This window comes from Palleronia abyssalis (assembly GCF_900302445.1).
GTDB classification, from domain to species: domain Bacteria; phylum Pseudomonadota; class Alphaproteobacteria; order Rhodobacterales; family Rhodobacteraceae; genus Palleronia; species Palleronia abyssalis.
Genome location: NZ_ONZF01000003.1, coordinates 485088 through 509126 on the forward strand (window position 1 = coordinate 485088; position 24039 = coordinate 509126).

A 24039-nucleotide genomic window follows, 5' to 3' on the forward strand; every position below is an offset into this window, starting at 1 on the left:
CCATGATCATCGGCACCGCAAAGGAAAGCTATCCCGCCGACGAGGCGCTGCTGACGACCGCGCCCCAACGGGTCTGGATGACGATTTTCGTCATCGCCCTGATCGCGGCGCCCTTCGTCCTGTCGAATTACTGGCTGTATTTGGCGTGCCTTGCGATGATCAACGTGATCTCGGCCACGGGCCTGAACGTGCTGACCGGTTATACCGGGCAGGTCAGCCTGGGACAGGCGGCGTTCATGGCCGTGGGGGCCTATACAGTGGCCTATCTTGAAAGGAGCCTGGGCACGCCTTTCCTTCTGAACATCCTCGCAGGGGGCGTGATTGCGGCGGCCATCGGGCTTGTCGTCGGCCTGCCCAGCCTCCGGGTGAAGGGCCTGTACCTGGCCATCGCGACCATCGCGGCGTCGTTCATACTGCATTTCGTCTTCGTGAACTGGACGGCGGTGACGAACGGAAACTCCGGGGCGACTTTGGCCCCCGCGACGGTCTTCGGGATCGAACTGGCGACCTACGACCGGCTGTACTGGCTGATCATGCCGTTCGCGGTCCTGCTGGTCTGGGGCGCGGCGAACCTGTTCCGCACCCGGATCGGGCGGGCCTTCATCGCGATCCGCGACCGCGACATCTCGGCCGAGGTGCTGGGCATCCCGCTTTTGCGCTACAAGCTGATGAGCTTCGCCATCGCGTCCTTCTATGCCGGGATCGCGGGCGGCCTTTGGGCCTACCTGTTCCGGGTCGTGACGCCTGAGAGTTTCCCGTTCCTGACCTCGATCTTCCTTCTGGCGGCGATCATCGTGGGCGGCATGGGCACGATCCTGGGAGGTATCCTGGGCGCGGTCTTCATGACCCTGACCCCTGAGCTTCTGCGCGTGGTGGTCGACCTCGCCTCGGTCTTCGTGCCGGACGCCGCAACCCTACTGTCGCCGGTCCGCACCATCGTCTTCGGCGCGCTGATCGTGGGGTTCCTGATCCTCGAGCCGCGCGGCCTGACCGAGATCGTGGATCGCATCCGCCGGTTCTTCCGGCTGTGGCCGTTCCGCACATGACAACACCCAAGGGAGGAGAAGACATGAACATCACCAGAAGGGCCGGAATGGCCGCGCTTGCCGGGGCCACGGCCCTGACGATGGTCGGCGCACCGCTGGCCGCACAGGACGACAGCATCGTGGTCGGGGGCTCTTTGCCGCTGACCGGGGTCTTCGCGTTCGCGGGCATCGCCATCGAGAAAGGCATGTCCGACTATTTCGAGATCGCGAACGAGGAAGGCGGCATCGACGGGCGCCAGATCGAGTTCGTGTACGAAGATACCGGATACGAGGTGAACCAGTCGGTCGCGGTCTTCAATCAGCTGACCAGCCAGAATGACATCGACATGTATTACGGCGACAGCACCGGGTTCGCCAAGACCATCGCGCCCGAGCTTCAGCGGCGCGGCGACATGATCATGGGCGGCGCGTCCTTCGCGTCCGAGCTGAACGACCCCGAGGAATTCCCCTACATCTTCATCCCCGGCCCCGACTACATCCAGCAGGTCGGCATCCTTCTGGAATACATCGCCGACGAAAATCCCGGCGCCAGCATCGCGCTGGTCAATTCCGACACCGAGTTCGGGCGCGACCCGATCGAGACGACGAAAGAACGCGCGTCCGAGCTGGGCCTTGAGGTCGTGGAAGAGATCATCACCCCGCCGGGTGCTGCCGACGTCTCGACCGAGGTGCTGCGCCTGCGCCGGTCGCGCCCCGACTACATCATCTTCCACGGCTACGTCCTGTCGCCGATCCCGGAATTCGTCAGTCAGATCCGCGAGCTTGGTCTCGACACGCAATTCATGGGCACGTTCTGGTCGATGGACAGCTCGCTTTGGCAATCGGTCGGCGAAGCAGCTGACGGCTTTCTGGGCGTGATGCCCTATCGTTATTACTACGACGAGGAAGAGGCCCCCATGCTCGACCGCATCCGCGAGATGCGGCCCGAGTATCAGGCCACAGGCTACATGCAGGGTTTCTTCAGCGCGATGCTGATGACGGAAGCCGCCCGGCGTGCCGTGGCCAACGGCGCGGAGCTGAACGGCGACACGCTGAAATCCGCGCTGTCCTCGATCGAGGAGTTCGACACCGGGGGCATCATCGGGGTCCCCGTCTCGGTCAAGGGCAACGCGGTACCCTTCGGCCGGGTGTACGAGTTCAACGCCGAGAGCGGCCAGATGGAGCCGGTGTCGGACTGGATCGAACTGGAAGACTGACATGTCGACGGATGCGATCCTCGAGATCGAGAATATCGAGCTGGTCTACAACCGCTCCGTGCAGGTGCTGAAGGGCTTGTCCCTGACGGTGCCGCGCGGACAGGTGGTCACGCTTCTGGGCTCGAACGGCGCGGGGAAATCCTCGACGCTGAAGGCGGTCTCGCGTCTGCTGTTCCTCGAGAACGGGGACCTGACCGCGGGTCGCATCCGCTTCGACGGCATGGATACCAAGGGACAATCCCCGCATGCGCTGGTGCGGCGGGGGCTGTTTCACGTCATGGAAGGCCGCCGCGTCTTCGAGGATCTGACCGTGGAAGAGAACCTGACCGCGGCCACCTTCGCGACCACGGGTCGCGCGGAAAAGCGTCCCAATGGGTTCGACGCGGTCTACGAGTATTTCCCCCGCCTGCATGAGAGGCGCAAGGCGCTGGCGGGGTATCTGTCGGGGGGCGAACAGCAGATGCTGGCAATCGGCCGCGCGCTTGTCGCCGACCCCAAGCTGATCCTGCTGGACGAGCCGTCGCTTGGCCTGTCGCCCCAGCTGGTCGAAGAGATCTTCACGATCATCGGCAAGATCAGCCGCCAGACCGGCGTGTCGATGCTGCTGGTCGAACAGAACGCCGCCGTCGCCTTCGCCGTGGCGCAGTACGGGTATATCATGGAAAGCGGACGCATTCAGCTCGACGGTCCGACCGACCGGCTTCTGGCCGATCAGGACGTGCGGGAATTCTACCTCGGAACCGGCGGCGACCGGGAACGCAGCTATCGCGACATCAAGCATTACAAACGACGCAAGCGGTGGCTGTCCTGATGCCTTTGCCCGATCTTCCAGAGCTGACCCTGCCCCAGATGCTGCGCGAGAACGCGCACCGCCACCCCGACCGCAAGGCCATCCGCCAGAAAGATTTCGGCATCTGGCAGGTGACGACCTGGGCGGGCTATTTCAACCGGGCCGCCGACGTGGCCCACGGGCTGCGCTGGCTCGGCCTGTCCGAGCGGGGGCATGTCGCCATTCTGTCCGAGAACCGGATCGAGTGGGTGCTGGCCCAGATGGGGTCCGGCCTTGGCGGGGCGATCGCGGTCGGGGTCTATCCCACCTCCCCCGCGCCCGAGGTTGCCTATGTTCTGGGCCACGCGGATGCCGAGATCGTGGTCTGCGAGGATCAGGAACAGGTCGACAAGGTGCTGGAAACCCGCGACCAACTGCCCCGCCTGCGCCGCATCGTGGTGATCGAGACCAAGGGAATGCGCAGCTATCCCGACGATCTGCCCGAGGACCTTATCTTGTCCTTCGCCGAGATGGAGGCGCAGGGCCGCGAGGATCGAACCCAAACGCCCGATCTGGTCAAGGACGTGCTGGCGCGCCAGACCCTCGATGACATCGCGCTGATGATCTACACCTCCGGATCGACCGGCAAGCCGAAGGGCGCGATGCTGACCTACCGCAACCTGCGCGCGCAGGCGATCGCGGTGACGGACCGGTTGGGCATGAACGCGGGCGACAGCCATCTGTCGTACCTGCCGCTGTGCCACGTCGCCGAACAGATGACGACGATGATGGTGCCGACCTACCACGCCAGCCTCGTCAATTTCGGCGAGTCGCTGCGCACGGTTCAGGAGGATCTGCGCGAGGTCGCCCCCACCGTGTTCCTTGGCGTTCCCCGCATCTGGGAAAAGCTGCACGCCGCGATCCATATCGGCATGATCGAAGCGGGCGGCTGGCGCCGCAAGCTGTACGAACGCGCTCTGGCGGACTCGGCACCAATGGCGACCACCCCGGTCGCGCAACGCCCCTTGGGCGCACGCCTGCGCTTTTTCCTGTGGTATATCCTCGTCTTCCGCGCGCTTCAGAACTTCGTCGGGCTGCGGCGCGTTCGGCTGGCGATGACCGGGGCCGCCCCAATCCCGCCCGATATCGTCGCGTTCTTCCGCACCATCGGCATCCCCCTGGTCGAGGTCTATGGCGCGACCGAGACGTCCTGCGTGATCGTCGGCCAACGCCCCGACCGCCTCGTCCCCGGCGCGGTCGGCGAGCCTGTCGCCAACGCCGAAATACGGCTCGACGATACCGGAGAGCTTCTGCTGAAGGGCGATCTGGTCTTCGCGGGCTACTACAAGAACGACGAAGCGACCCGCGACACCATCCGCGGCGGCTGGTTGCACACCGGTGACGTTTTCGCGGTCGCGGACGGCCAGTACCGCGTCGTGGACCGCATGAAGGACATCATGATCACCGCGGGCGGCAAGAACCTGTCACCGTCCGAGATCGAGAACAAGGTGAAGGCGAGCCCCTATATAAAGGAATGCATCGTAATCGGAGAAGCGCGCAAGTTCGTCTCGGCCCTGATCCAGATCGACCACGAGACCACCGCAAAATGGGCCGAGGAACAAGGCATCAGCTATACCACGTTCCGCAGCTTGGCCGAACACCCCAAGGTCCGCGATCTGGTCGAGACCGAGGTTGCCCGGTCGAACGCGCAGCTCGCCACGGTGTCGAACATCCGCAAGTTCCATCTTCTGACGAAGGAGCTGGATCACGACGACGGCGAAGTGACCGCCACAATGAAGGTCCGTCGAGCCAGCATCGCCGAGAGATACGCGGGCGAGATCGAGCGCCTCTACGCCTGACTTTCGGCGATTGTATATTTGACAAACCCTAGCCGTCAGATTGGACGAGGAGGTAGCCGCAGCTTTCTAGAACTTTGCGGTCCTTTTAGTTTAGTTACGAAGGGCTTGGATGATGTGACCGCCCCCCGACGGCATCTGGTGTGCCAAGGTGGGTCAGCAATGATCCACAGGAGGGAGTGGTCATGTCGGAGATTATCACGGTCGGGCTCGATCTGGCGAAAAATGTGTTTCAGCTTCACGGGTCGGACGCGTCTGGATGCATGTTGCTCCGGCGCAAGCTGCGGGAACAGGTACTCGAATTTCTGCCCTGGTTGAGGTCCTGCACGGTGGCGATGGAAGCCTGCGGGGGTGCCCATTACTGGGGTCGTGAGATCGGCAAGCTGGGGCACGAGGTCCGGCTGATCCCGCCGACCTACGTCAAACTGCTCGTGCGGCGGCAGAAGAACGATGGTGAGGAGGACCGTGGCTGCGGTGCAGCCGCACAAGCCGACGAACGATGCGGAAGCGATCTGCGAAGCGGCGCGGCGGCCGAACATGAGCTTCGTGCCGGTGAAGAGTGAGGAGAAGCAGAGCGCCGCGACGGTGTTCCGGGTGCGCAAGCTGCTGATCCGGCCACGCACGCAGACGATCCACGCGTCGTGCTGAAAGCACGCCTTCGGCGTGACGCGAGGCCATCTGACCGAGTTCGGGGAAGTCGTGCCCGAGGGAGCGTGTAACGCCCGCCGCCTGATTGATCTGGTCGAGACAGACTACGACGCTTTGCTGGAGACGGCGCGGGCGACGTAGAAGGTCCTGGTGGACGGACTGCGTCACCTTGACGAACGGATCAGCGAGCTCGACGCGGAGATCGCGCGTCGGGCGCGGGAGGACGAGGTGGCACGGCGGCTGATGACGATCCCTGGGATCGGCCCGCTGATCGCTACGGCGCTCGCCACGCTCGCCCCGCCGCCAGAGCACTTCCGGCGTGCCCGCGACTTCGCCGCCTGGCTCGGCCTCACGCCTCGGCAGCACTCGACCGCGGGCAAGCAGCGGCTCGGCGCGACGACCAGGATGGGCGAGCGCTCCCTCAGGCGGCTCTTGATCCTAGGGGCCAACTGAACCGCCCCGGCTTTATCGGAGAGCGTTTCGTTCAACGGGTCAGGCGGCCTTATCGCGGGGTTGGGGCTGTTCAAGATGTCGTCGCTCAGCTTCTGCCGGCGGGATGTAACCTATCGAGCCCAAGAGCCGATGCTGGTTGTACCAATCCGCCCAATGGAAGGTCTCCCATTCGACCGCCTGCATGGTTTTCCAGGGTCCGAGCTGCTTGACGACCTCGGTCTTGAACGGGCCGATGACGCTTTCCGCGAGCGCGTTATCGTATGGGTCACCCACCGTGCCGACGGATGGATCGACCTCTGCATCTGCCAGGCGTTCAGGGTACTTGATGGAGAGATATTGCGATCCGCGGTCCGAATGATGGATCAAGCTCTTGTTCCCTATGGGCTTTCTTTGCCGTAGCGCCTGCTCGAGTGCATCGAGGACAAACTGGCTGGTCATCGAGGTCGATACCCGCCAGCCCACGACCCGACGGGCGAATACGTCGATGACAAACGCGACGTAGACGGTCCCCGACCAAGTCGGGACATACGTGAAATCCGATACCCACAGTTGGTTCGGCCGGTCGGCATGGAAGGCGCGGTTGACCTTGTCGTCCGGACAGGGCCGCGCCGCGTCCGGGTTCGTCGTTATTACCTTCTTGCCGCGCACCACGCCCTGCAGGCCCATCTCGCGCATCAACCGTTCCACCGTACAGCGCGCGACAGCTGTCATTGGCGCGCCATCGGCCTGAGCAACGCCCTCACGCCTCAGAACATGCCAAACCTTGCGGGCGCCGTAGAGTCCGCGATTGTCCGAGCAGACCCTCCGGATCTTCTCTCGTAGCGCATCATCGCGCCGGACGCGTTTGGACGCCCGCGAAGGGTCCCGGGCGATCGCCTTCTGCTCATAGTAAGTGGACGGGGCGATCGGCAGCACGCGACAGATCGGCTCGACCCCGAACTCCTCCCGGAAATCATCAATGAATGCAGTCATTTGCGGAACGGGCGGTCGAGCTCCGTCCCGCTGCGCGGCAACACATGCTTGCATGTGTGAGAGCGGGGGCAAAATACGCTCTGGCCGTCTTCAGGATCTCGTTCGCCTGGCGCAGTTCGCGCACCTCGCGCTCCAGCTCCTTTATCCGGGCCTTCTCTGCGCTGGTCGGGCCGGCTTCCTTGCCCACGTCACGCTGGGCTTTCTTGTACCAGACCCGCAAGCTATCCGCGGAGCAGCCAAGCTTCTGGGCAATGTCGCGCACCGCCGCCGTCAAAGTGCTGTAGCCATCGAGATGGTCCGCAACCATCTGGACAGCCCGCTCGCGGAACTCGGCCCGGTACGGGCTCGTCGTGTCCTCCTTCCTGTCCATAGAAAGCAATCCTTTGAGAGTTTTGCTCTCCGGGCAAGCCGAGGCGGTTCAAACAGCGTCGTCATCAAGCGGCAGACGGACCCGATGGCGCAGCCGGGGGACGTGGCTCGGCGGGCTGCTCGCGCGCAAGCCAGGGATGCTGGTGCGGGTGGCGTTGGCGAACAAATTGGCACGGATCGTCTGGGCTCTCATGGCCCGCGGCGGCGTCTACAAGGCTCCGGTCACGGCGGCATAGATCGTCGTCGATCGGGGAACGTCGGAGCGTAAAAGGGCAAGGAGACGTACGGCGCAGCACTCGTGACACGCGATGGGGTGACCAGAGTGCAACAAAGTGCCCTTGAGCAGGCGGCTTTGATCTGGACCTGATCCTCGACCACCACACGAGCTAGCGGCATGTGAGACGCCGCATCAAGAGGCCGGATACATGTCAGCACTCGACAGCGCGTCAGACCAAGCTCCGAAGATCCCTCTTGCGTATGGGGCGGTTATACATCTTGTACAGAAGCAGAGGGATTCATGGGGTGAATGCAGCATGGTAGCTGGTGCGCATGCAGACCCATCACCCCGAGCTACAAGACGACGAACTGGCCAGCCTAAAACGAGGCGTTCAAACGCCGGGGCGCGCTGACGATCTGGTTTGACCCCGAGATGACGAGGGACGCTGCGCCCAACGGCAAGCTCGGCCGCCGGCAGACCTACTGAGATGCCGCCGTCCAGACCTGTCTCACCATGAAGGTGTTGTTCGGCATGGCGTTGCGCCAGACGTGGAGAGCCTGTTGAAGCTGGTCGGCTTGGACTGGACGGTGCCAGATTTCAGCACCCTGTCACGTCCTTTGCCCGGCAGGCGCATCTGCAAGATGCTGCCGAGAGGAGCGAGAAGATCCTCGCCGTGATCATCCCCTATCGCGGCTCCAAAGGCCCGTTGCACCTGCTGGTCGACAGCACTGGGATCAAGGTCAAGGGCGAAGGCGCCCTCTCGGCAGATTGCTTGGCAATCGCCTGCGGGTAACAAATGGCACGCGCACAAGCATGGCGGCTCCAAACGACGCGTCCGGCGCAAGATCCACCTCGGGATCGACGAGCGGACGCCGGAAATCCGGTCGGTCGAGGGTTCACTGGCGAATGCCACTGGTCCGAAAGAGCCAATGGACAGGAACCACATCGGCGACGGTGAGGGGCGGCGCGCCACAGGTTCGAGCGCGTCGCAAACGTGCTACCTGATTTGATCAGCCAGATCCCATCTGCGCAGGAGGTCGGTAGCGTCACCGCCCTCTCTCGGCAGATTGCTTCGCAATCGCCTGCCGGGCAACGGACGGCGCCTATGACACGCGCAATTGCCACGATGCCATCGCGGATAGAGGCGCCCACGCCGTCATTCCGCCCCGCGAAAATGCCAAGCCCTGGAAGCCGACCACGGCCAGTGCGCTCGCCATTGTCCTCGGACCAATGGCGCAGAAGGCTCGCCACTTAGCGAAGCTATGCGAGCGTCGAAATACGTTAAGCGAGCGATCTGGCGAAACTGGAGTGGATACCACCGCCGAAGCCGTGCCGAGACAAAACCTCTCGGGGCATTGTTGCGCAATGCCCTGCCGGTCAGCGGATGAACTGCGTGAAGCTGATGGGGCAGCGCCTCATGGCACGGGACTACGACCGCCAAGTCGCCGGGATCCAGGTCCGCATCGCCATCATGAACAGGTATACCGCACTCGGCATACCCATCACAAAGGCCGTGGGGTAAGTGTGTCTGGGGAAAGGGGAAGTCAAATTAGCAGCTGCTTTGGGCAACATGGCCCGGGTGGACAGGATCACGCAGCGGTTTTGACCGTGGGCGTGGCGGTCCTCGAACTGGGCGGGGTTGAGATACCCCAAGGCTGAGCGACGGCGACGCGTGTTTTAGGTTTCGATGAAACGGGAAACACCTAGGGCGATCTCCTCGTAGGTTTTGTACTCCATCGAATAGATGTCATCTACCTTCAGCGTCTTCTTAAAGCGCGCGCCGCCTGCGCGTTGTCGTATGGAGTGCCGCAGCGGCTCGGAGCGGCCATGTTCGGCAGCAGTACCTCACTGCGGCTTGTACGCGTACTCCACACCACGGTTCGTATGAAAGACGCAGCCTGGCAAGGGGCGGCGATCAGCAATCGCGGTCTCGAACGCTCTGACCTCTAGGCGGGCATCGATGCTGTGACCGATGACGCGTCGTGACCAGGCATCGATGATGCCAGACCTTGTTCGCAATTGGTTCAAGAACAATGGTCGAGCGGCGCACAGGAAAAGCCTTCGGCGATGTTAATGGAGGTCAGGTCTGCGACCCAAAGCCGGTCGAGGCCATGAACTTCGACCCCCCTGGCGATGAACGGACAGATCGGGTTGCGGTGATCAATGTCGGACGTGTGGACAAAACGCCACCTTCCGCGCGGATCCAGGTCGTTCTCCTTCATGGGCCGTTGCGCTTTCCTCGAGTTGACGACCATGTCCCTGTGGCGGAGGTCGGCATCGCCGCGGCGATGGCCGTAGCCTTCGAACTCGGGGGCGATCGCCCGAATTTCCTCGATGATCGCCATGTCAACGGGTTTGGAACTGGGATCGGCATAGAAGCTGAACCGTGCGAGGCCCGTCAGCTGCTTTGCCGGATCGACAGACCGCGCGGTCGGCACTCCCTGATATAGGTCCGCTTCTTGGCGAGCGTCCGAGCCGCCTTCGAAAAATCGATCTCGAGGGCTTGGCGCCCGGCCAGCCGATCGAGCGCCGGGATCCGGACTTCGTACTGGCCATCGGCTTTCTCGATCTAGGTGCGGAGCAGGTTGCGCGAAAGGTCATGGTGGCGGCTGAAAGCAAGTAGCGTGTTGCCGCCATAGCACTCGCGACCTCCCGAAAATTGAATGCGGCGCGGCGCAAGCAGCTTCCGGTGGTGTTCGGACACGGGCTTTCTTCCTGTGAAAGCCCGCTGGGATCAATTCAACCCGTCTGGCTGGTTCACCCACAGGGGAGCGGCCTACGACTTAGGCGTCAGTGCATTAAAGCTCTCGCGAAAAGGCCTGTCCCGGCCAAAGGGCAAATTTGTAAATGCGTATTTAAAACTGTCGAGCGCTCGGAAAGGCGCGATCAACTTTGGGGCAGCGTACATAAGGTCTGCAACCAGCAGGCCGGGGAAGGCATCCGCCTTCCCCGGCTTCGGTATCGTCGCTCCGCGACTTGCGTGGATCAAGTTCCGTAGCGCCGGAAATCCGCGTCGGAGAACTCCTCGGACGATAGATCAAGGTCGAATGCCTCGATGTCCTTTGCGGGCTTTTGCACCTCGGCCGGCTTGGCATCAGAGGCCACGACCCTGGGCTTTGCTTGGGCTGCTGGCCGTTTGGCAGCATCGTCCAGCTCGAAAAACGAGATCGTAGTCGTCAATTGCTGGGACTGCGCGGCAAGTTCCTGGCTGGTTGCGGCGGACTCCTCTGCGGCATTCGCGTTCTGCTGGATGACCTTGTCGAGTTCGCGGATTGCCTGGTTGATCTGCTCGGCACCGATATTCTGCTCGCGGGTCGAGGCAGAGATTTCCTGCACAAGATCCGCAGTGCGCTGAATGTTCGGAACGAGCGTTTCCAGCATTCGCCCAGCCTCGCCCGACACGTCGACGGTCTCGGCGGAAAGCTGGCGAATTTCCGTCGCAGCCAACTGACTGCGTTCGGCAAGTTTGCGCACTTCAGAAGCCACTACCGCGAACCCCTTGCCGTGCGAGCCGGCGCGTGCCGCTTCCACCGCCGCGTTGAGTGCAAGAAGATCCGTCTGGCGGGCAATTTCCTGGATGATGTTGATCTTGTCGGCAATCGATTTCATCGACTGGACCGCACTCGCGACGGCCTCACCGGACTTCTTGGCTTCTTCGGCTGACTGGTTGGCGATTTTCTCGGTCTGACCGGCATTGTCCGCATTCTGTCGGATGTTGGCGGTCATCTCCTCGATCGAGGCACTGGCCTCTTGCGCCGCCGCGGCCTGCTGACTGGAGCCCGCAGAGAGCTGCTCGGCGGTGGTGGACATGTTCCCTGCCCCTTCGGCCACATAGGTCGCACTGGCGCTGGCGTTCGAAATCACTTCGCGCAGCTTGATCACCATGTCGCGCAACGAGATGCCAAGCCGGTCGTCATCGGAACGCGGCGTAACCTCGGCCCGCAAATCGCCCTTCGAGATGCTTTCGGCGGCGCGGCTCATCCTTTTGAGGTCCCCGACCATCTCGTCCATCGCATTGAGCAGAACGCCGATCTCATCCCGGCTTGTAGTTTTGGCATCGACGTCGAGATTACCGCGTGCGACTTCCTTGACGACGGTGACGGCGTGGGAGAGCCCGCGAGAGATCGTAACGGCAAGCCAGAAGGCAGCCGCGATGGCGATCGCCGCAGCCACGGCGCCCACGGTGATCAGCAGACGTGTGGCATTGTGATAAAGGGTTTCCGCTTGCTTTGCTGCCTCGTCCATGAGGGCAGACGCCCGCTCGGCCATCTCATCGGCATCTTCGAAGGCCTCAACGAAGGCGGGCTCGAGTTCCGTGATCATCGTTTCATGTGCACGCTCGTTAGTGCTTTGAATCACCGTTGCCACAAACCGCTCGAAGGTATCGCTGTAAGCGTCCCAGTCAGCTTCGATCTGCTGCAGCGGGATACGAAAGCCGGACGGAGCGACCGACGCTGCAGTCTCGATTTGCTGCGCGAAACGAGCTTCGGCGGCGGCGATCATTTCGGCGTTTGCGTCCCGCGATTCTTGGGTCGCGTCTACCAGCATGTCCGTGTGAAGCGCCTGGATCTCGCGAACGTCGTCCATGCCGCGGTCAAGTGCTGCTTCGAGCGCGACCAGATCACGGTCCGGTGTCGCATCATTCAAAAGTTGCTCTCGGGCGGGCATGATGACAGCGTCGAGGCTAGTCATCAGGTCCGCGAACGCGGGTTCCATCTCGGTGATGCTGATTTCCGTGGCTCTGATACCTGTGTTTTCCAGGCCGAACTGTCGAAGCTCTCCCTCGATGGCGAGAAACTCCCCCCAATCAACTGTGAAATGTTCCAAGATCGTGCGGGATTCTTCGGTGCGCAGCAAAGGAGCGAGGCTGTTCTGGGCTTGTTCGACACGTGCGATTTGCTCATCAACGCGCGCGGCATAAACTTCAGCATCGCCTCGGTTTTTCGCCATCAAGTATCCCTTGACGAAGTTGACCGTTTCGGCAGCGCTAGCCTTCATATCGAGGCTGAGCTCTTGCCGGTAAGCGAACTCTTCGGTGATTTCGGCAATCTCGGCATTCAGACGTCCCGCCTGGTTCAGGGCGATGAAGCTTGAGAGGCCGAGCAGTGCGATCAACACTGCGAAAACGGCAATAAGTCTGGTCTTAATTGTCATTCCCATGGTCGTGATAATTCCTTGAGTTATTCGAATTTATGGTTTCGACGCGACATCAGTTTTCGATGGCGCAGTGCGGCGCTTAGTGTTCATCCCACTTGCACGGACCGGCACCAAACAAAGTACCGGCCTAATTTGTCGGGGCCCCAGACCGGCGATAGACATCCTGCAAGCCCAAGGCTTGCAGGATGGACTGAATTCCGACCCGACCCTACATGTGCCCCGATTTTACATTACTGGCTCCCGCCTTTGGTCGATTTCGTAGGTACAGGCCGATTATTAATCCTCCGTTGAGAACCTGGCGTGGAGTGGTATCGGTCGGAGGAAAAGCCCATCGAACTTGATGCAAACAATCGGCAGCATCCGTCGCGATCCCCTGTTGCCGATCTAGGCCAGCCTGAAATTACGGCTGACACGATTGGACAGCCAGTTCACGCCCCGAGCCTCCGCGGGCCACCGGCGTCAAACCAGCTTGTGCATCTCGGTCGATGGAAAGGGCGCGACCCAAGTAGCGCGCCACGAGACCTCGCTCACCCGTGATCTGAGGGCGATACGCGTGTTGAAACGTCTGATCCGGCCGAAATCGCCCAGCATCCTCGACTCTTGGCGTCTTCGGCCATAAGGAGCCGAGTGTGCAGGACGGCATCGGACGTCTGGGTCCAACCGAATTTATCGGCCAAGGCCGAGTCGAGCGAGGGTCCCGGTAAATCCGACGTTCGGGTGCAACGACATGAACGCCCGCTGCTCGGACACTGTGCACGATGACCGGGAAAAGCACACCGCGCAAAGAATATGCCGCACATACGGATAATCTTGACCAAATGTTGTCAAAATGAACCGCAAAATCTAGGCTATCCTGAACCTTGGAGGCCCAAAAATGAACATGCCCGCGAAAGTGACGGCCCCCGGACCGCTCGTCGCGATCGGCGGCGCAGAGGACAAGTCGGACGAGGCGGATATCCTCAGGCGCGTCATCGGCTGGTCGGGAAAGGCTGCCCCGGTTGTGGGTGTGATCACCACGGCAAGCGCAATTCCGGACGTGGTCTTCGAGGGCTACAAAGAAACCTTCGAGACCCTTGGCGCCGCCGAGGTTCTGGATATCCGCGTGCGGGACCGCGCCGATGCCGCCGCTGACGTCTTCGTCGACATGATCGGGCGCGCCGACGTGATCTTCATTTCGGGCGGCGACCAGATGCGGCTGACCAACGTGTTCGGTGGCTCGGCAACGTTGGCCAAAATCCGCGCGCGGCACGCCCAAGGCGCTGTTGTGGCGGGGACCAGCGCCGGCGCGGCCTGCCAGTCGCAGACCATGGTCTATGGCGGATCGCCCGATGACAGCCTGCGCAAGGGCGCGGTGAAGATGGCCGCGGGCTTCGGGTTTGTGGACGGGGTGATCATCGACACCCATTTCCTTCAACGCGGCCGCTTCTCGCGGCTGATGGAAGTGGGGGCAACCAACCCCGGGCAGCTCGGCGTCGGATTGGGCGAAGATGCAGCCGTGCTGTTCGAAGGGGACGTGATCCGCGCCATCGGCCCCGGTCACGTGATCCTGGTCGACAGTTCCTCGATCACGGGGTCGAACGTCTTCGATCTTCATGATGGAGAGGCCGTCACCGTCCACAACGTCACCATGCATGCCCTCATCAGCGGGTATGGTTACAATCTCCGGGAGAAGCGAGTCCTCGGACCAAACGAACTCGCGCAAATGAGCCTGGAGCAAAGCGATGCATATCCTTGAACACCGTGCCCTGCGCGGTCCGAACTATTACAGCCGCTATCAGGCCCTCTACATGCGCCTCGACATCGAGGAGCTGGAACAGCGGCCCAGCGACAAGGTTGCGGGCATGGCCGAACGCCTGGAAACGCTGATCCCTTCGCTTTACGAGCATCGGTGTTCCGTTGGGGAAGCTGGCGGGTTCCTGCAAAGGGTGCGGGGCGGCACTTATGCCGGTCATTTGGTCGAGCATCTGGCGATCGAACTGCAGAACCTCGTCGGGTTCTCGGTCGGTTATGGCAAGACCGTCGACAGCTATGATCCCGGCATCTACAATGTCGTCTACCGCTACCGCGATGAGGCGACGGGCCTTGCCGCGGGCACAGCCGCGGTCGAGATTGCCAAGCAGATCTACGACGGCGAAGATGTCGACCTTCAGCCCCATATCGACCGGCTGAAGGAAGTGCGCGACGCCAACGCGCTCGGGCCGTCGACTGGCTCTATCGTCGCGGCTGCGCGGGACCGGGGTATTCCGGCCTACAACTTGACCGAAGGCACCAGCTACACCCAGCTTGGCCACGGCATCAAACAGCGGCGCTTTCAGGCGACCGTCACCGACGCCTCGGGGATCATCGGCCACTCGATCGCGGACGACAAGGACTGGACCAAGCAGATCCTGGGCGACGCCGGCGTACCGGTCCCGAGAGGCCAGACCTGCTATTCGTTCGAGGAGGCGCGCGAGGCTGCCGATTGGATCGGCTGGCCGGTCGTGACAAAGCCGCTGTCGGGCAATCACGGGCGCGGCGTGACCACCGACATCACGACGATGGAAGATCTCCAGTCCGGCTACGACGCGGCCGTGGCCCGGCTGCGCGAAGGGACCGACGGCGTGATCGTCGAAAGCTACATCAAGGGTGAAGATCACCGGATGCTGGTGATCGGGGGCAAGCTGGTCGCCGCCGCGCGCCGCCGGCCGGCGCATGTCCAGGGCGACGGGCAGAGCACCATCCAGCAGCTGATCAACCGCGAGAACGAGGACCCCCGGCGCGGCGTGGGCCACGAGAACCTGCTGACCCAGATCCATGTCGATGAACAGACCCACCGGATGCTGGAGCAGGCCGGACTGACGCTCGACACCGTCCTCCCCGAGGGCGAGCTTGCGTTCCTCAAGTCGACCGCGAATATCTCGACCGGCGGCACGGCGAGCGACCTGACCGACGACGTTCATCCCGAAGTGCGCTTCGCGATGGAGCGGATCGGCCGCTTGGTCGGGCTGGACGTGATCGGCATCGACCTTCTGGCCGAAACGCTGTCCGAGCCGCTGGAAAACCAGTCCGCGGGTGTGGTCGAGGTCAATGCCGGCCCGGGCTTCCGAATGCACATGTCGCCCACCCATGGCACGCCGCGCCCGGTGGGCCAGCACATCGTCGACATGCTTTTCCCCGATCCGACCGATAACGGGCGCATCCCGATCACCGCGATCACCGGCACCAACGGCAAGACCACCACCACGCGCCTGACGTCGCATATCCTGCGGCAGGCCGGCCGCTCCGTCGGCATGGGCTGCACCGGCACGGTGGAGATCGACAACCACGTGATCCTGCGCGGCGACTATTCCGGCCCTGCTGCCGCGCAGGCAGTTCTGCGCGAACCGACGGTCGAGCACGCGGTGCTCGAGGTTGCGCGCGGCGGGATCATGCGGCGCGGTCTTGGCTTTGACGAATGCGACGTGGGTGTGCTGCTCAATATCGCGTCGGACCATCTGGGCGAACGCGACATCCACACGCTCGAGGAGCTTGCGCGCTGCAAGACGGTTGTCGTCGATGCGGTCCGGCGCGAGGGAGGGTATTGCGTCCTGAACGCCGACGATCCGCTGGTGATGGACCAGGGCACGCACTGGGCCCGGGGCGAGATCATCTATTTCACGATGGACCCCGAGAACCCCGCGCTGACGCAGCACCTGAGCGAGCTGGGGATGGTGTTCGCGGTGAAGAACGGCAAGATCGTCATGCTGCGCGGCAGGGTGACGGTGGAGATCTGCGCGGTCAATGACGTGCCCATCGCCTTCGAAGGGCACGCACCGTTCAACGTGCAGAACGCTATGGCAGCCGCCGCCGCCGCCACCGCCCACGGGATCGAGATCGACGACATTCGTGCGGGGCTTCTAACCTTCCACCCGACGCCCGCCCAGATGCCGGGACGCACCAACTATTTCGAAGCCGACGGCGTGAAGTGCCTGATCGACTACGGCCACAACGTGCCCGCGCTCAAGGCGCTGCGGCCCTTGGTGAACGGGCTGGCCACGCAGCGCCGGATCGGCGTCGCCACAGCCCCCGGAAACCGCCGCGACGAGGATCTCGTCGCGCTGGGGGCCGAGCTGGCGGGCATGTGCGACCTGCTGTTCGTCTACGAGACCGACGCACGCGGCCGCGCGCCTGGAGAGACGGCGAAGCTGATCCACGAAGGCGCCGCCCAGGCGGACACGTCCTGCGAGGTCGAGACGATCCACGACGAGCACGCGGCCACCGACCGCGCAATTGACGCGGCGCAACGGGGCGACTTCCTGCTGCTGCTCGTCGACGACATCGACGGTGCGACGCGACGGCTCAAGGGACGCAGCTTTCCGCACCAAGCCGAACTCGCACAGCCCTGAACGCCGCGCAGGCACCTGACTGCGGCGCAGAAGCAGAGGAACGGATATGACGAAGAACGTTTTCGTGGTCGGCCTGAACGACCACAACGCCGAGCGGCTGACCAGCCTGCGGGGGGTCGAGGACGTCGTTTTTCATCCCCTGCTGACGCCTGCGCAGGTCTACGAGACGCAGGAATTCGATATCCCCGCCATGCTGGCCGAGGCCGAAGCGACGCTAGACGCGTTCGACGGCTCGATCGACGCGATCGTAGGCTATATGGACTTCCCGGTTTCGACCATGCTGCCACTTCTTTGCGCGAAATACGGAACGAGGAACGCGTCGCTTGAAAGCCTGCTGAAGTGCGAGCACAAGTTCTGGTCGCGCAGCGTCATGGCCGAGATCGTGCCGGACCATACGCCCAACTTCACCGCGTTCGACCCGTTCGACGACGACGCCCTGTCTAAGATCGGCGAAGCGGGCCTGCGCTTTCCGTTCTTCGTCAAGCCGATCAAGTCGTCGGGTTCGCGCCTGGGCTTCCGGATCGACAGCCCCGAAGACTTCGCCTACGCGACCGAGAAGCTGCGCGCCGAGATCCGGTCCATCGGCGAACCCTTCGACCACGTTCTGTCGCAAGCCAACCTGCCCGACGACATCCGAAGCGTCGAGGGGCACTACTGCATGGCCGAACGGGTGATCGGCGGGCGGCAATGCACCGTCGAAGGCTATGTCCACGATGGCGAGGTAACGCTGTACGGGACCGTGGATTCGATCCGCTATCCGCAGGTCCTCAGCTTCTTCTACTACCTCTACCCCTCGAACCTGCCCCGGCCTGTGCAGGAGCAGATGTGGGAGATCTCTCGCAAGGTGATGACGCATATCGGCTACGACAATGCCGGCTTCAACATCGAGTATTTCTGGGACGAGGTTGAGAACAAGATTTGGCTGCTGGAGATCAACACGCGCATCGCCCAATCCCATTGCGACCTCTTCGAGATGGTCGATGGCGTCAGTCACCAGCAGGTAACGGTCGATCTGGGTCTCGGCCGCAAACCCGACATGCCCCATCGCGAGGGATCGCAGAAGGTGGCGGCCGAGTTCTTCTATCGCGTCTTCTTCCGCGACGCGACGGTCGCCCGCACCCCGTCCCGGGCCGAGATCGAAGTGGCGGCCGAACAGGTGGACGGCACCCGCATCGTGTCGAACGTCCGCAAGGGAATGCAGCTGTCCGAGCTGCCCGAACAGGACGCCTACAGCTTCGCCGTGGCGTCGCTATGGATGGGGGCGAGCACCGGCTCAAAGCTTCTGTGGAACTACGAGCAAGTGATGAAACGCCTGAATTACGAATTCACCGACATCCTGGACTGACACCCCCGGTGCCAGCCCTCGGGCGGCCAAGCGGTTGCTGTTGCGAACATCAAAGGCACGCCCATGAAGATTGATACCGACCTGCCGCGCCCGGTCCGGGAACTGGAGCACGCCGAGATTCCGATGCCCGACGGCACCCGGCTTGCCGCGCGGATCTGGATGCCCGAGGGGGCTGACAGCGCGCCGGTGCCCGCGATCCTCGAATACATCCCCTACCGCAAGAACGACAAGACGCTGGAGCGTGACGCCGCCCGCGCGCCTTGGCTGGCGTCGCGTGACTACGCCTATGTTCGGGTCGATCTGCGCGGAACAGGCGAGTCCGAAGGTGTGATGAAGGACGAGTATACCGAGATCGAACTGGCCGACGGGTGCGACGTCATCGCCTGGATCGCCGATCAGGCCTGGTGCGACGGTGGCGTCGGCATCGTCGGCATCTCGTGGGGCGGGTTCAACGGGCTGCAACTGGCCGCCCTGCGTCCCCCTGCGCTGAAAGCCGTCGTGACGATTTGTTCGACCGACGACCGCTATGCGGACGACATCCATTACATGGGCGGGGTGCCGCTGGTCGAACAGCTGTCCTGGGCCTCGATCATGTTCGGCATCAACACCCTGCCGCCCGACCCGGCCCATGTGGGCGAGCGGTGGCGCGAGATGTGGCACCGGCGCCTCGACGAGTCCGGCCTGTGGCTGGAGACTTGGTTGAAGCACCAGACGCGCGACGCGTTCTGGAAACACGGCTCGGTCTGCGAGAACTGGGACGACATCCAGATTCCGGTCTACGCCGTGTCCGGCTGGGCCGACGGGTATTGCCGCGCGGTCCTGCGCCTGGTCGAGAACCTGCGTGGTCCGGCCAAGGGGATCGTCGGCCCCTGGTCCCACCGCTATCCGCATCTCGGGGCACCCGGCCCCGCGATCGACTGGCTGTCGGAAGAGACGCGGTGGTGGGATCACTGGCTGAAGGGCCAGGACACCGGCATCATGGACGAACCGCCCCTGCGCCTGTTCCTGCAAGACCACGCGGAACCCCGCAGCCACTATGCCGAACGCGAAGGACACTGGATCGCCGAGCCCGCATGGCCGTCGCCGAACGTCACCGCGACTCGGTTCGGCCTTGGCGCGGGAGGGACTCTAGTCCGCGACGCGCAAGGCACGGGCGGAGAACTGTCCGTCTCGTCGCCTCTCTGGGTCGGGTCGCAGGGGGGTAAATGGTGCTCCTACGCGCATCCGGGCGATCAGCCGAGCGATCAAAGGCGCGACGATTCCGGCAGTCTTACCTTTCAGACGGCCCCGCTGGACCAAGACCTCTACCTCGTCGGCGACGCCCGCCTGCACCTGACCTGCCGGGTCGACCGCCCGGTCGCGCAGATCACCGCCCGTCTTGTCGACGTCGCCCCCGACGGCACGGCAACCCGGATCGCCTATGGCTTGCTGAACCTGTCCCATCGCGACGGGCACGAGACGCCATCGCCGACCGTTCCGGGCGAGGACATGACGGTCGAGCTGATGTTCAAACCCGTCGCACAGACCGTGCCCGCCGGGCATCGCCTGCGACTGTCCCTGTCCACGAATTACTTCCCGATCGCCTGGCCCGTCCCTGAACCCGTGACGTTGACGGTCCTGACGGAACAGTCGGATCTGATGCTACCGCTACGCTCGGACTCCGGCCCGCGGATGCCCGACTTCCCGCCGCCCCGCGCCGGGACTCCCCTGGACCTAGTGGTCCACACGCCGCCGCGTTCGGAATGGCGCGTAACCGAGGATATGGACACCGGCCGCATGACGTTCGAAATCCGCGACCACGAGGGTGCAGCGACCATCGAGCCGCAGCAGTTCTTCCATTCAGCCGAAGGGTCCGAGCGCTACTCGGTCCTTCCACCCGATCCGCAGTCAGCCGAGGGCGAGGCAACCTGGATCCACGAGATGGCCCGCGACGGCTGGTCTGTGCGGACCGAGACACATACCCGCCTGACCTGCGACGCGGATTTCTTCCATATCGCCGCAACCTTACGCGCGTGGGAAGGGGATACCCTTGAACGAGAGCATGAGTGGTCCGTGTCGATCGCGCGAAACCACGCCTGAACTCAGCCCCATGGGGGTCCCGGCCAGCCAGCCTTCGCAGAAAGGGCGCCCGAAAGACCGGGCGCCCTTTCCATGTGTGCGATCAGTCGCCCAGAACTTCGCGGATCGAGTCCGCCGTGACCTCGACGATGCGATCGGCTTCGGCCTGGCTCAGGCACAGCGGCGGCGCGAACCCAAGGATGTCGCCCTGCGGCATGGCGCGGGCGATCACGCCCTTTTCGACCATCTTCGCCACGATGGCACCGGCTGTCTTGCCGGGCTGTTCGTAATGGCGTCGCGCCTGCCGGTCCTCGACCAGCTCGACGGCGCACATCATCCCCTCGCCACGCACATCGCCAACGCGGGAATGTTCGCCCAGCGCTTCGGTCATTTGCGCGTTGAGATAGGCGCCGACCACACCCGCATTGTCCACGAGACCCAGGCTGTCGACGAGCTTCAGGTTGGCAACACCAGCCGCCGCGCCGATCGGGTGGGCCGAGTACGTCCAGCCGTGGCCGAACGCGCCGTTCTCGTCGGTTCCGCGTTCGAGCACCTTCCACATCCGTTCGCCCACGATCGAGCCCGATAGCGGTGCGTAGGCCGAGGTCAGACCCTTGGCGATGGTCATCAGGTCCGGCTCGATCCCGTAATGCTCCGAGCCGGTCATCGACCCAAGCCGCCCGAAACCCGTGACGACCTCGTCCGCGATCAGCAGGATGTCGTGCTTCTTCAGCACCTCCTGAATCGCCGCCCAATACCCTTCGGGCGGGGGTACGAGGCCGCCCGTGCCCAGGACCGGCTCGCCGATGAAGGCGGCGATGGTGTCGGCGCCCTCGCGATCGATCAGCGCCTCGAGTTCGGCCACGCAATGGGCGGTGAACTGCGCTTCGGTCATCTCAGCATCGGGGCGACGGAAATAGTACGGCGCCTCGGTGTGGATCACTTGCGCAAGGGGAAGGTCGAACTTCTTGTGAAACAGGCCCAGGCCCGTCAGCGACCCGGTCATCAGCCCCGAGCCGTGATAGCCGCGCCAGCGCGAGATGATCTTCTTCTTCTCGGGCCGGCCGAGGATGTTGTTGTAGTACCAGACCAGCTTGATGTTCGTCTCGTTCGCGTCGGACCCCGAGAGGCCGAAATAGACCTTGGACATGTTGGCCGGTGCCCGCTCCAGCACCATATGCGCAAGCGTGATCGCGGCCTCGGTGCCGTGGCCGACATAGGCGTGGTAATAGGCCAACTCGTGAGCTTGCTTCGAGATCGCCTCGGCAATCTCGGTCCGCCCGTAGCCGACATTGACGCAATAGAGACCCGCGAAGGCGTCAAGCAGCCGGTTGCCGTCGCGGTCCTCGATGAACACACCCTCGCCTCCGGTCACGATCCGCTGCGGGGCCTCGCCGCGGGCGAATTGCGCAAGGTGGGTCGAGGGGTGGAAGAAGCTCTCGCGATCCCACTGGGCGAGTTGGTCGTTCGTCAGCATCTTGTTCATGTCAGTCTCTTTCCTATGCCCAGTCGCGGCAGACGTATTTGATGTCGGTGAAGGCCTCGAGCCCGTGGCGGGCGCCCTCGCGGGACAGGCCGGATTGCTTCATTCCGCCGAAGGGGATCGGCGCTCCGGTGACCTTGGTTCGGTTGACCGCCACCATGCCGAACTGCAGTGCCCGGCTGGCGCGATAGATGCGGCGCGGGTCCTGGGTATGAAGGTAGGCGATCAGGCCGTACTCGGTCGCGTTGGCGCGCTTCAACGCCTCGGCTTCCGTATCGAAGGGTGCGATGGCGGCGACCGGCCCGAAGGTTTCTTCGTGCATGACCTTCGCTTCCGCCGGCACGTCCACCAACACCGTCGGCGGGTAGAACAGCGGCCCCTGCCCGTCCCGCTCGCCCCCGCAGAGAAGCTTCGCGCCGCGATCGAGCGCGTCGGCGACGTGCTCTTCCTGCTTGGCCACGGCCTTTTCGTTCATCATAGGCCCAAGGTCGCGATCGTCGCAGCCCGGCCCAAGCGTCAGCGCGCGCGCGGCCTTTGCGAACCGTTCGCAAAAGGTGTCGTAGACCGATCGTTCGACGAGGAACCGGTTGGCGCCCAGGCAATCCTGCCCCGAGGTCGCGAACTTCGCTTTCACGGCCTCGTCCACCGCGCGGTCCATGTCGGCATCGGCGAAAACCAGGAAAGGCGCATGTCCCCCAAGCTCGAGCACAAGGCGCTTCACCGTGTCGGCCGATTGGCGGTAAAGCAGCCGCCCCACCTCGGTCGATCCGGTGAACGACAGTGCCCTGACACGCGCGTCGGCGGTCCAGGCGCTCACGATCTCGGGCGCGGCACCGGTCACGACGTTGAAGACCCCGTCCGGCAGGCCCGCGCGACGGGCCAATTCGGCCAGCGCGAGCGCCGATAGCGGCGTCTCGGCCGAAGGGTGGACCACCGTGGTACAGCCCGCGGCAATCGCCGCGGCCGCCTTGCGAGTGATCATCGCCGAGGGGAAATTCCACGGTGTCACCAGCGCAGCCACGCCCACCGGCTCGCGCCACAATTCGACCTCTGCATCCTTCAGGTGCGAGGTGACCCCCTCGATGTTCGGGCGGCGCGCCTCCTCGGCATAGAACTCAAGGAAAGACGCAGCATAGTCGATCTCGCCACGCGATTCCGACAGTGGCTTGCCCTGTTCGGCGGTCATGATCCGGGCCAGATCCTCGCGGTGCTCCAGCATGCCGCGATACCACGCATGCAAAACCCTCGCGCGCTCCTGCGGCAGGGATACGGACCAGGTGTCGAAAGCCGCGTGGGCCACGTCCACGGCCTGCCTCGCCTGCTCCGCCGACATCTGCGCCACCCGTGCGATCTCGTGTCCGGTCGCAGGGTCGGTCACGGAAAAACTTGTCTCTGCGGGGATCCAGTCACCGCCAATGCGCCCGCGCGTCACGAACAGCGCGGCATCCTCCAGCGAGCGCGTCAGATCGGATTCGACCTGCGGCTGTGCGACCTGTGTCATCGGATTCTCCGTTTGCCATTTCGCGTTATGATAGACGATCCGCACAGAGACTTACTCTGTCGCCGAGCCAACGGCAGAGGATTCCTCCGAACTTAAGTCAGCCCGGCGTCAATCTTTCGGTTGGGCGGCGTGGATCAAGCCGAAGGGCGGCGGGCCGCTCTTCACCTCTTTGGTCACGATATAACTGAAATAGCGCTTCAGGCCGATCCGCGCGGCCAGCATCTCGTCCATCAGTGTCTGATATCCGGGGACATCCCGGGTCACGACCTGCATCAGATAGTCGTACCCGCCACCGATGGCCCAGCACGCCACGACCTCGTCATACACCGAAACCGCACGTTCGAACGCCTGAAAGCTCTCCGCGCGGTGGCTTTCCAGCTCGACCGTGACAAAAACCGAGACATGGGGGCCCAGATGCGCAAGCGACACGTCGGCCCTGTAGCCACGGATCAGGCCTGCGTCTTCGAGTTTGCGCAGCCGTTCCCAGCAGGGAGTAGGCGACAGATTGACCCGCGCGGCCAAGGCGACCTTGGAGATGCGTCCTTCGCGGGAAAGAACCGAAAGAATGCCGATATCCCGATCATCGAGGGCGAACCTGCGCATGA

14 protein-coding genes, 4 pseudogenes and 1 other annotated feature are annotated in these 24039 nt (G+C 63.4%); of the genes and pseudogenes, 11 read left to right on the top strand and 7 right to left on the bottom strand.

Annotated elements, in window-relative coordinates; translation table 11 throughout:
- Positions 1 to 2 precede the first annotated feature (2 nt).
- From PAA8504_RS09630 to PAA8504_RS09650, 5 genes and pseudogenes are all read left to right on the top strand, one after another.
- Positions 3 to 1046, top strand: a complete 1044-nt coding sequence (locus PAA8504_RS09630; protein ID WP_108893955.1) for a branched-chain amino acid ABC transporter permease — start codon at positions 3 to 5, stop codon at positions 1044 to 1046.
- Positions 1047 to 1069: 23 nt separating this feature from the next.
- A complete protein-coding gene (locus PAA8504_RS09635) occupies positions 1070 to 2242 on the top strand; it encodes an ABC transporter substrate-binding protein (RefSeq protein WP_108893956.1) in 1173 nt (390 codons plus the stop codon).
- Between the two features lies 1 nt (position 2243).
- The gene (locus PAA8504_RS09640; protein ID WP_108893957.1) at positions 2244 to 3053 is read left to right on the top strand and encodes an ABC transporter ATP-binding protein; all 810 of its coding nucleotides are present in this window, start codon (positions 2244 to 2246) and stop codon (positions 3051 to 3053) included.
- On the top strand, positions 3041 to 4870 hold the full coding sequence (locus PAA8504_RS09645) for an AMP-dependent synthetase/ligase (protein WP_245897579.1): 1830 nt from the start codon (positions 3041 to 3043) through the stop codon (positions 4868 to 4870). Before PAA8504_RS09640 ends, PAA8504_RS09645 begins: the two co-directional genes overlap by 13 nt.
- 182 nt (positions 4871 to 5052) lie before the next feature.
- Positions 5053 to 5965: pseudogene (locus tag PAA8504_RS09650) on the top strand (IS110 family RNA-guided transposase); the annotation flags it as partial.
- 42 nt (positions 5966 to 6007) lie between these two features.
- Here PAA8504_RS09650 and PAA8504_RS09655 read toward each other — a convergent pair.
- Positions 6008 to 7310: pseudogene (locus tag PAA8504_RS09655) on the bottom strand (IS3 family transposase).
- Positions 6866 to 6989: a sequence feature (AL1L pseudoknot), on the bottom strand. It overlaps the preceding pseudogene by 124 nt.
- A 97-nt stretch (positions 7311 to 7407) precedes the next feature.
- Here PAA8504_RS09655 and PAA8504_RS22445 point away from each other — a divergent pair.
- Together PAA8504_RS22445 and PAA8504_RS09665 are read left to right on the top strand one after the other, a co-directional pair.
- A pseudogene (locus tag PAA8504_RS22445) lies at positions 7408 to 7545 on the top strand (IS110 family transposase); the annotation flags it as partial.
- Positions 7546 to 7835: 290 nt separating this feature from the next.
- Positions 7836 to 9048 (top strand): annotated as a pseudogene (locus PAA8504_RS09665) (transposase).
- A gap of 502 nt (positions 9049 to 9550) precedes the next feature.
- On the opposite strand, the gene PAA8504_RS09670 reads toward PAA8504_RS09665, so the two are convergent.
- The 3 genes from PAA8504_RS09670 to PAA8504_RS22690 all read right to left on the bottom strand — a co-directional run bounded on the left by PAA8504_RS09670 (position 9551) and on the right by PAA8504_RS22690 (position 13274).
- Complete coding sequence (locus tag PAA8504_RS09670) at positions 9551 to 9871, bottom strand: hypothetical protein (RefSeq protein WP_146190476.1); 321 nt, start codon at positions 9869 to 9871, stop codon at positions 9551 to 9553.
- 640 nt (positions 9872 to 10511) lie between these two features.
- Positions 10512 to 12680, bottom strand: a complete 2169-nt coding sequence (locus PAA8504_RS09675; RefSeq protein WP_181375750.1) for a HAMP domain-containing methyl-accepting chemotaxis protein — start codon at positions 12678 to 12680, stop codon at positions 10512 to 10514.
- Between the two features lie 462 nt (positions 12681 to 13142).
- On the bottom strand, positions 13143 to 13274 hold the full coding sequence (locus PAA8504_RS22690; RefSeq protein ID WP_281259940.1) for a hypothetical protein: 132 nt from the start codon (positions 13272 to 13274) through the stop codon (positions 13143 to 13145).
- A 283-nt stretch (positions 13275 to 13557) separates the two neighbouring features.
- Between PAA8504_RS22690 and PAA8504_RS09680 the strand changes: the two genes are divergently transcribed.
- From PAA8504_RS09680 to PAA8504_RS09695, 4 genes are all read left to right on the top strand, one after another.
- Entirely contained in the window at positions 13558 to 14418 is an 861-nt protein-coding gene (locus PAA8504_RS09680; RefSeq protein ID WP_108893960.1) for a cyanophycinase, read from the top strand.
- Positions 14405 to 17047, top strand: a complete 2643-nt coding sequence (cphA, locus tag PAA8504_RS09685) for a cyanophycin synthetase (protein WP_108893961.1) — start codon at positions 14405 to 14407, stop codon at positions 17045 to 17047. Before PAA8504_RS09680 ends, cphA begins: the two co-directional genes overlap by 14 nt.
- A gap of 46 nt (positions 17048 to 17093) precedes the next feature.
- Entirely contained in the window at positions 17094 to 18392 is a 1299-nt protein-coding gene (locus PAA8504_RS09690; RefSeq protein WP_108893962.1) for an ATP-grasp domain-containing protein, read from the top strand.
- Positions 18393 to 18455: 63 nt separating this feature from the next.
- Positions 18456 to 20471: a CocE/NonD family hydrolase gene (locus PAA8504_RS09695; protein WP_108893963.1), complete on the top strand. Its 2016-nt coding sequence runs from the start codon at positions 18456 to 18458 to the stop codon at positions 20469 to 20471.
- 82 nt (positions 20472 to 20553) lie between these two features.
- Here PAA8504_RS09695 and PAA8504_RS09700 read toward each other — a convergent pair whose 3' ends face one another.
- The 3 genes from PAA8504_RS09700 to PAA8504_RS09710 form a co-directional block, all read right to left on the bottom strand.
- Complete coding sequence (locus tag PAA8504_RS09700) at positions 20554 to 21927, bottom strand: aspartate aminotransferase family protein (RefSeq protein ID WP_108894091.1); 1374 nt, start codon at positions 21925 to 21927, stop codon at positions 20554 to 20556.
- 22 nt (positions 21928 to 21949) lie between these two features.
- Positions 21950 to 23434: an NAD-dependent succinate-semialdehyde dehydrogenase gene (locus PAA8504_RS09705; RefSeq protein ID WP_108893964.1), complete on the bottom strand. Its 1485-nt coding sequence runs from the start codon at positions 23432 to 23434 to the stop codon at positions 21950 to 21952.
- A 108-nt stretch (positions 23435 to 23542) separates the two neighbouring features.
- Positions 23543 to 24037: an Lrp/AsnC family transcriptional regulator gene (locus tag PAA8504_RS09710; RefSeq protein WP_108894092.1), complete on the bottom strand. Its 495-nt coding sequence runs from the start codon at positions 24035 to 24037 to the stop codon at positions 23543 to 23545.
- Positions 24038 to 24039 lie beyond the last annotated feature (2 nt).

Bases quoted from the DNA above. Each gene is read 5' to 3' on its own strand.
- PAA8504_RS09630 (WP_108893955.1), top strand. From the start codon at position 3: ATGATCATCGGCACCGCAAAGGAAAGCTATCCCGCCGACGAGGCGCTG.
- PAA8504_RS09635 (WP_108893956.1), top strand. From the start codon at position 1,070: ATGAACATCACCAGAAGGGCCGGAATGGCCGCGCTTGCCGGGGCCACG.
- PAA8504_RS09640 (WP_108893957.1), top strand. From the start codon at position 2,244: ATGTCGACGGATGCGATCCTCGAGATCGAGAATATCGAGCTGGTCTAC.
- PAA8504_RS09670 (WP_146190476.1), bottom strand. From the start codon at position 9,871: ATGGCGATCATCGAGGAAATTCGGGCGATCGCCCCCGAGTTCGAAGGC.
- PAA8504_RS09675 (WP_181375750.1), bottom strand. From the start codon at position 12,680: ATGACAATTAAGACCAGACTTATTGCCGTTTTCGCAGTGTTGATCGCA.
- PAA8504_RS22690 (WP_281259940.1), bottom strand. From the start codon at position 13,274: ATGCTGGGCGATTTCGGCCGGATCAGACGTTTCAACACGCGTATCGCC.
- PAA8504_RS09680 (WP_108893960.1), top strand. From the start codon at position 13,558: ATGAACATGCCCGCGAAAGTGACGGCCCCCGGACCGCTCGTCGCGATC.
- cphA (WP_108893961.1), top strand. From the start codon at position 14,405: ATGCATATCCTTGAACACCGTGCCCTGCGCGGTCCGAACTATTACAGC.
- PAA8504_RS09690 (WP_108893962.1), top strand. From the start codon at position 17,094: ATGACGAAGAACGTTTTCGTGGTCGGCCTGAACGACCACAACGCCGAG.
- PAA8504_RS09695 (WP_108893963.1), top strand. From the start codon at position 18,456: ATGAAGATTGATACCGACCTGCCGCGCCCGGTCCGGGAACTGGAGCAC.
- PAA8504_RS09700 (WP_108894091.1), bottom strand. From the start codon at position 21,927: ATGCTGACGAACGACCAACTCGCCCAGTGGGATCGCGAGAGCTTCTTC.
- PAA8504_RS09705 (WP_108893964.1), bottom strand. From the start codon at position 23,434: ATGACACAGGTCGCACAGCCGCAGGTCGAATCCGATCTGACGCGCTCG.
- PAA8504_RS09710 (WP_108894092.1), bottom strand. From the start codon at position 24,037: ATGCGCAGGTTCGCCCTCGATGATCGGGATATCGGCATTCTTTCGGTT.